This window comes from Micromonospora sp. C97 (assembly GCF_018070385.1).
GTDB classification, from domain to species: domain Bacteria; phylum Actinomycetota; class Actinomycetes; order Mycobacteriales; family Micromonosporaceae; genus Micromonospora; species Micromonospora parva.
In genome coordinates this window covers 64,280-71,001 of the sequence record NZ_JAGPXU010000033.1, presented here as the reverse complement: position 1 = coordinate 71,001, position 6,722 = coordinate 64,280, and the positions used below count along the sequence as shown (strand labels likewise).

At 71.2% G+C, this 6,722-nt stretch carries 6 protein-coding genes and 1 pseudogene; 2 read left to right on the top strand and 5 right to left on the bottom strand.

Features of this window, described 5'->3' with window-relative positions; all coding sequences use genetic code 11:
- From KBX26_RS28845 to nadA, 5 genes and pseudogenes are all read right to left on the bottom strand, one after another.
- Window positions 1-350, bottom strand: a pseudogene (locus KBX26_RS28845) (hypothetical protein); the annotation flags it as partial.
- Window positions 351-734: 384 nt separating this feature from the next.
- Complete coding sequence (locus KBX26_RS28840) at window positions 735-1,295, bottom strand: helix-turn-helix domain-containing protein (protein WP_030337974.1); 561 nt, start codon at window positions 1,293-1,295, stop codon at window positions 735-737.
- Between the two features lie 162 nt (window positions 1,296-1,457).
- Complete coding sequence (locus KBX26_RS28835) at window positions 1,458-2,051, bottom strand: DUF3043 domain-containing protein (protein WP_030337973.1); 594 nt, start codon at window positions 2,049-2,051, stop codon at window positions 1,458-1,460.
- 72 nt (window positions 2,052-2,123) lie between these two features.
- Complete coding sequence (gene murA, locus KBX26_RS28830; protein ID WP_030337972.1) at window positions 2,124-3,479, bottom strand: UDP-N-acetylglucosamine 1-carboxyvinyltransferase; 1,356 nt, start codon at window positions 3,477-3,479, stop codon at window positions 2,124-2,126.
- A gap of 212 nt (window positions 3,480-3,691) precedes the next feature.
- On the bottom strand, window positions 3,692-4,891 hold the full coding sequence (gene nadA, locus KBX26_RS28825; RefSeq protein ID WP_210858810.1) for a quinolinate synthase NadA: 1,200 nt from the start codon (window positions 4,889-4,891) through the stop codon (window positions 3,692-3,694).
- Window positions 4,892-4,959: 68 nt separating this feature from the next.
- On the opposite strand from nadA, the gene KBX26_RS28820 reads away from it, so the two are divergent.
- Both KBX26_RS28820 and erpA read left to right on the top strand, forming a co-directional pair.
- Complete coding sequence (locus KBX26_RS28820) at window positions 4,960-6,099, top strand: glycerate kinase (RefSeq protein ID WP_030337970.1); 1,140 nt, start codon at window positions 4,960-4,962, stop codon at window positions 6,097-6,099.
- 169 nt (window positions 6,100-6,268) lie between these two features.
- The gene (erpA, locus tag KBX26_RS28815; protein WP_030337969.1) at window positions 6,269-6,637 is read left to right on the top strand and encodes an iron-sulfur cluster insertion protein ErpA; all 369 of its coding nucleotides are present in this window, start codon (window positions 6,269-6,271) and stop codon (window positions 6,635-6,637) included.
- The last annotated feature ends 85 nt before the right edge of the window (window positions 6,638-6,722 follow it).

Below are 6,722 nucleotides of genomic sequence, written 5' to 3'. Positions count from 1 at the left end.
CTGTCGGGCCGCCCGTACGCCGAGCGCTCGTCGTCGCGGAGTCGGCCGTAGGCCGGTGCCCCGTCCGGCTCGTCGTCCACCCAGGACCGGCCGTGGGGTGCCTGTTCCGCCGGTGGTTCGTCGGACCACGACCGGCCGAGGTAGGTGCCGTCCGGGCGGGTGGGCGCGAGCGGCGGCACCTCGGCGCGGCCGGACACCGTCGCCCGCCCACGGGGTGGCGGCTGGTGCGGCATGCCGATGTCGCCGGGGTAGCGCTGGCCGGGAAACTGGGGGTGCCACTCGGTGGTCGGTTCGATCACCCAGGCCGGTTCGTTCGGGTCTGGCCACCGGTCGGTGTAGCGGCCGTTCATCCGGCGAGCCCGTCGCCACACCCGGCCGCCGGGCCGATCCTCGCCGGGAGTGAGATGTCCGCAGCCGCTGCCGGGTGACCGCTGGGCGTCCGGTCGCCGCCTGCCACGCCCCGGTGGCCGGCTCGCGTCCGCTCGCTCACGCGTTGTCACCTCGTTGCAAATTGTCGCGCTGGGGCCGCACGAGCCGGTCAGGTCGCCGCTCCGGCAGGCCGTGGCTGCGGATGGAGGGTAACGGCGTGGGCTCGCTCACCGCCACTGTGGCGCCGCCCACCGGCGCAAACGTTATCCCATTGGTTTCGGACATTTAGGCCTATAACCGAATCTGGCCTCCGACCCTACCGCACTCGACGACCACCCGGCTCCGGCGGGAGTCACCGCAGCGGGTCAGGGATGTTCCATGATGAGGACGGCGAACGTGCCGGCGGCGAGCGCCTCGTAGTGGTGCGGGGCGTCGCCGGGGAACGTGGCGTAGTCGCCGGGGTCGAGTTCGACCGACGCGCCCTCGGGCCCCACCCGCAGTCGACCGGCGGCGACCACCACGTGCTCGATGCTGCGCGGGGTGTGTCCCTGGCCGGTTCGGATCGCCCCTGGTTCCAGCCGGATCAGGTAGACGTCCCGGCGCAGGTGCGCCGTACCGGCACTGAGCAGCGTTCCGCTGAAGTCGGCCTGCTCGGAGCGGACGTGCGACCCGTCTCCCGCCCGGATGACCCGTACGACGTCGTCCACCGGCTCCACCAGCCGGCTGAACGGCACGCCGAGGGCGACGCCCAAGGACCAGAGTGTCTCCACGCTCGGGTTGCCGCTGCCCGACTCCAGTTGGGAGAGGGTGGACTTGGCCACCCCCGCCCGGCGGGCCAGTTCGGTGAGCGAGATGCCGACCCGTTCCCGTTCCCGGCGCAGGGCGGCGGCGATGGTGGCCAGCGGGGCAGCCGGTTCCGGAGGCATGCCTTCGCTCCATGGGTTCGAACGTTCGCTCTGGCGAACAACGGCAACCCGTTCAGCATGATGAACGCACCGCAGGATCCGCGCAGATACGGCGAAACTGCCGCCTCGAAGATGTCTGAGGCGGCAGTTTCGCCGATATCCCGCGGAGCTGGGGCGGCGGGGTCAGACCTTGTCGCCCAGCTTGACCTGGGGCGCCGGAGCGCGCATCCGGCGGAAGGTGATCGACCGCATGACCGCGTAGAGGTAGAGCGAGCCCATCCGCTGGTCGGACTTCGGGAAGCGCTCCCGGATCAGCTTGCTGATCTTGCGGCAGATCAGCACCGAGTCGATGACCACGCCCAGCGCCAGCGCGCCCCAGAGCAGGTTGGAGATCAACCGGACCGGCGCCGGCATGGCCGCGTTCGACCCGATCAGCACGATCAGCGCGCCGCCGAAGAACCAGGTGCCGACGGTACGCCGGGAGTCGACCACGTTGCGGGCCAGCAGCCGTTCCGGGCCACGGTCGCGGGGGCCACCCTCACGGCGGAACTCCGCCGCGGCCTCAGCGCGCAGTTGGCGGCGACGCTCCCGCTCCTCCTCCTTGGTGAGGGGGCGGCTCGGACCGGCCGGGCGGCGGCCGACGGTTGGCCGCTTGGGCGTCTCCCGACCCTTGGCCGGGGTGTAACCCCGGGGACGCTCGGCGGTCTCCTCGGGGGTCACCGAGGTGACGGCCTCGTCGACGAGGTCGGTGGACTTGCGGCGAAAGAGCGACGGCACGCGGCAAGGGTAGCCAACGGTCCACGCCCGGTGCACATCGCGGTGCACCGGGCGTGAAGAGTGTGTCGGTACTTACGGACGCTCGGCGTGCGCGCCGAGGTCGGCGAGCTTCGCCTCGAAGTCCTCGTAGCCTCGGTTGATCAGGTCGACGCCGTACACCCGGGAGGTGCCCTCGGCCGCGAGCGCCGCGATCAGGTGGCTGAACCCGGCCCGCAGGTCCGGGATGACCAGGTCGGCGGCGTGCAGCTTGCTCGGCCCGGCGATCACCGCGGAGTGCTTGAAGTTGCGCCGGCCGAAGCGGCACGGGGTGCCGCCGAGGCAGTCCCGGTAGACCTGGATGTTGGCACCCATCGAGTTCAGGGCCTCGGTGTAGCCGAGCCGCTGCTCGTAGACCGTCTCGTGGACGATCGACAGGCCGCGGGCCTGGGTCAGCGCCACGACCAGCGGCTGCTGCCAGTCGGTCATGAAGCCGGGGTGCACGTCGGTCTCCAACGCCACCGCGTTCAGCTCACCGCCGGGGTGCCAGAAGCGGATGCCGCCCTCCTGGCCGGGGTCGCCCAGCTTCGGCGCGCGGGCGTCGGTGACCTCGTACTCGCCACCGACCGAACGGAAGATGTTCAGGAAGGTCATCATGTCGGCCTGCTGTGCGCCCAGCACCTCGACGTGACCACGGGTCGCCAGGGCGGCGGCCGCCCAGCTCGCCGCCTCGATCCGGTCCGGGATCGGCCGGTGGGTGTAGCCGTGCAGCTTGGGCACGCCCTGAATCTCGATCACCCGGTCGGTGTGGACCTTGATGATCGCGCCCATCTTCTGCAGGATGCAGATCAGGTCGATGATCTCCGGCTCCACCGCGGCGTTACGCAGCTCGGTGACGCCCTCGGCCATCACGGCGGTCAGCAGCACCTGCTCGGTGGCGCCGACGCTCGGGTACGGCAGGGCGAACTTGGTGCCGTGCAGCCCGTTCGGCGCGGACAGGTGCAAGCCCTCCGGCCGCTTGTCGACGGTGGCGCCGAACTCCCGCAGCGCCTGGAGGTGGAAGTCGATCGGGCGCGGGCCGATGTGGCAGCCGCCGAGATCCGGGATGAACGCGTGTCCGAGACGGTGCAGCAGCGGGCCGCAGAACAGGATCGGAATCCGGCTGGAACCGGCGTGCACGTTGATCTGGTCGGTGCTCGCGCTCTCCACGTTCGCCGGGTCGAAGACCAGCTCGCCGTCCTCGGTGCCGTCGGTGACCTTGACGCCGTGCAGGCCGAGCAGACCTCGCACCACCTCGACATCGCGGATCTTGGGCACGTCGAACAGCCGACTCGGGCTGTCGCCGAGCAACGCGGCGACCATCGCCTTCGATACCAGGTTCTTCGCGCCGCGCACGCGGATCCGCCCCTCGAGCGGAGTGCCTCCGTGCACAACCAGGACGTCGTCGGTCAACGCAACCTCCAGCGCGTCGGTGCTGCCGTGTTGATGGTGGGGCGCCTGAACGTTGTCGCTACCCCGGATGCGGCCATATCCAAACGGCCCGCGTGTGTCGTCGCTTGGGCAGCATAGCCCTCGGTGACGAAAAAGGACTCGGTCACATCGGCGTGTGTGGCATTAATCGGTGATCCGGCACTTTTGCGTACCAAGAACGCTACGGATCGTGATCAGGACACCGCCGGCGGAGGAGTGTCCGCGCCAGGCAGGGCGAGCATCTGATCCAGCGCGACCCGGGCGTGGTGCGCGGTGTCGGCGTCCACCGTGATCTGGTTGACGACCCGGCCCGCGACCAGCTCCTCCAGGGCCCAGACCAGGTGCGGCAGGTCGATCCGGTTCATCGTCGAGCAGTAGCAGACGGCCTTGTCCAGGAACATGATCTGCTTGTCCGGGTGCGCCAACGCGAGCCGGCGGACCAGGTTCAGCTCGGTGCCGAGCGCCCACGCCGAGCCCGCCGGAGCCGCCTCGATCGTCTTGATGATGTATTCGGTGGAGCCGACGTAGTCAGCGGCAGTGACCACCTCGTGCCGGCACTCCGGGTGGACCAGGACGTTGACCCCGGGCACCCGCTCCCGCACGTCGTTGACGCTGTCCAGCGTGAACCGGCCGTGCACCGAGCAGTGCCCCCGCCAGAGGATCATCTTGGCGTCGCGCAGCTGCTCCGGGGTGAGCCCACCACCGGGCTTGTGCGGGTCGTAGAGCACGCAGTCGTCCAGCGACAGGCCCATCTCCAGCACCGCCGTGTTACGGCCCAGGTGCTGATCCGGCAGGAAGAGCACCTTCGACCCCTGCTCGAAGGCCCAGTCCAGGGCGCGCTTGGCATTGGACGAGGTGCAGACCACCCCGCCGTTGCGGCCCACGAAACCCTTGATGTCGGCCGACGAGTTCATGTACGTCACCGGCACGGTGTCACCCGCGATGCCCAGCTCGGTCAGCGTGTCCCAGGCGGCCTCCACCTGACCCAGGACCGCCATGTCCGCCATCGAGCAACCCGCCGCCAGGTCGGGCAGGATCACCCGCTGGCTGTCGGTGGTGAGGATGTCGGCGCTCTCGGCCATGAAGTGCACGCCGCAGAAGACGATGTACTCGGCGTCCGGGCGGGCCGCGGCCTCCCGCGCCAGCTTGAACGAGTCGCCGGTCACGTCGGCGAACTGGATCACCTCGTCGCGCTGGTAGTGGTGCCCCAGCACGAAGACCTTGCTGCCCAGCTTCGCCTTCGCGGCGGTGGCTCGGGCCACCAGATCCGGATCGCTGGGCGCCGGCAGGTCGCCCGGACACTCGACGCCGCGCTCGGTGTCGGGGTCGCTGCCCCGGCCGAGCAGCAGCAGAGCCGTCGCCGTGTTGGAGGGTTCCACCCAGGTCGAAGTCACGTAATCCATGCTCCCACAGCGCGGGCGCGACGCAGCTTCGCTCGGTGTGGGCTGCCACACTGCTCGGCATGCGCGTGCTGCTCTGCCCGGACAAGTTCGCCGGCACCCTGTCCGCACCGGAGGTGGCCGCCGCCGTCGCCGACGGTTGGCGCACCGTCACCGACGGAGACGATCTGCTGATCCGGCCGCTCGCCGACGGCGGGCCAGGCTTCGTGGAGGTGCTCGCCGAAGCCCTCGGCGGTCGGCGGGTGCCGGTGTCGACGGTCGACCCGCTGGGCCGGCCGGCGGCCGGTGAGATCCTGCTCACCGCCGACGGCGCGACCGCCTATCTGGAGAGCGCGCAGGCGTGCGGGCTGCACCTGCTCTCGGCAGCCGAACGCGACCCGAAGACCACCACCTCGTACGGGCTGGGTCTGTTGGTGGCCGCAGCGGTGGAGAGTGGTGCCCGCACCGTGGTGATCGGGCTGGGCGGCTCCGGCACCAACGACGCCGGTGCCGGAATGCTCGCCGCGCTGGGCGTGACGCCGCTCGACCCGGGCGGTGCCGCGCTGCCGTACGGCGGGGCGGCGCTCGCCGCCGTCGACGCGCTGGACGGCGCGCCCCGGCTGCGCGGCGTCCGACTGGTCGCCGCCACCGACGTGGACAATCCCCTGCTCGGCCTGCACGGGGCCAGCAACGTGTTCGGCCCGCAGAAGGGCGCCGACCGCGGTGACGTGCTGCTGCTCGACGCGGCACTGGAGCGTTTCGCGGCGGTGCTGGAACGCGACCTGGCCGGCTGCCCGACGGGGCTCGGCACGCTGCCCGGAGGCGGGGCCGCCGGCGGGATCGGCGCGGCGCTGCTCGCCCTGGGCGGCACCTGCGAGTCGGGGATCGGCCTGGTCACCCGGGCCACCCGGCTCGACGCCGCACTGGACACCGTCGACCTGGTGGTCACCGGTGAGGGGTCGTTCGACCACCAGTCGCTGCGCGGCAAGGTCGTCGCCGGGGTGGCCGGCGCCGCCCGCGACCGGGGAGTTCCCTGCGTGGTGGTGGCCGGGCAGGTGAGCACCGGCCGGCGGGAGGCCGCCTCGGCCGGGGTGACCGACGCGTACAGCCTGGTCGAGCACTTCGGTGGCGAGGAGGGCGGCGGGCTCGACGCCGCGCTCAGCCGACCCGCGGACGGGCTGCGCGAACTGGGCGCCCGGCTGGCCCGGCAGTGGAGCCGCTGAGCGCTCCGGCCGCCTGACGAGTGGGTCCACCTGCGGTGGGCGTCACGCCACGCGGGTGCACCCGGCCGAGGCGGCGTACGATCGGCGGAGGACCACAACCGGGAATCACTGGACGGCGCGCGACGTTGGCCAGTGCGTCCGGACCCAAACCGCGCAGGGAGACTTCCACGTGACCACGCCAGCGCAGACCGAGTCGACCGAGGCCCAGGCCCCTACTTCCGTCGTCCTCACCGACGTCGCGGCGCAGAAGGTCAAGGCCCTGATCGAGCAGGAGGGCCGCGACGACCTGCGGCTCCGCGTCGCCGTGCAGCCGGGCGGCTGCTCCGGCCTGCGGTACCAGCTTTTCTTCGACGAGCGTTCGCTCGACGGTGATGTCGTGACCGACTTCGGTGGTGTCGAGGTCGTCGTCGACCGGATGAGCGCCCCGTACCTTTCCGGCGCGACGATCGACTTCGCCGACCGGATCGACGCCCAGGGCTTCACCATCGACAACCCCAACGCGGGCAGCTCCTGCGCCTGCGGTGACTCGTTCAACTGAGTCACACCCCACACACCAGCGACGATGGGGCCGTTCTCCGGAACGGCCCCATCGTCGTACCGGTCGGGGGTCGCACCGGTCTGGG

Excerpts from the sequence above, each read along its gene's own strand:
- KBX26_RS28840 (WP_030337974.1), bottom strand. The coding sequence starts at position 1,295 with ATGCCTCCGGAACCGGCTGCCCCGCTGGCCACCATCGCCGCCGCCCTG.
- KBX26_RS28820 (WP_030337970.1), top strand. The coding sequence starts at position 4,960 with ATGCGCGTGCTGCTCTGCCCGGACAAGTTCGCCGGCACCCTGTCCGCA.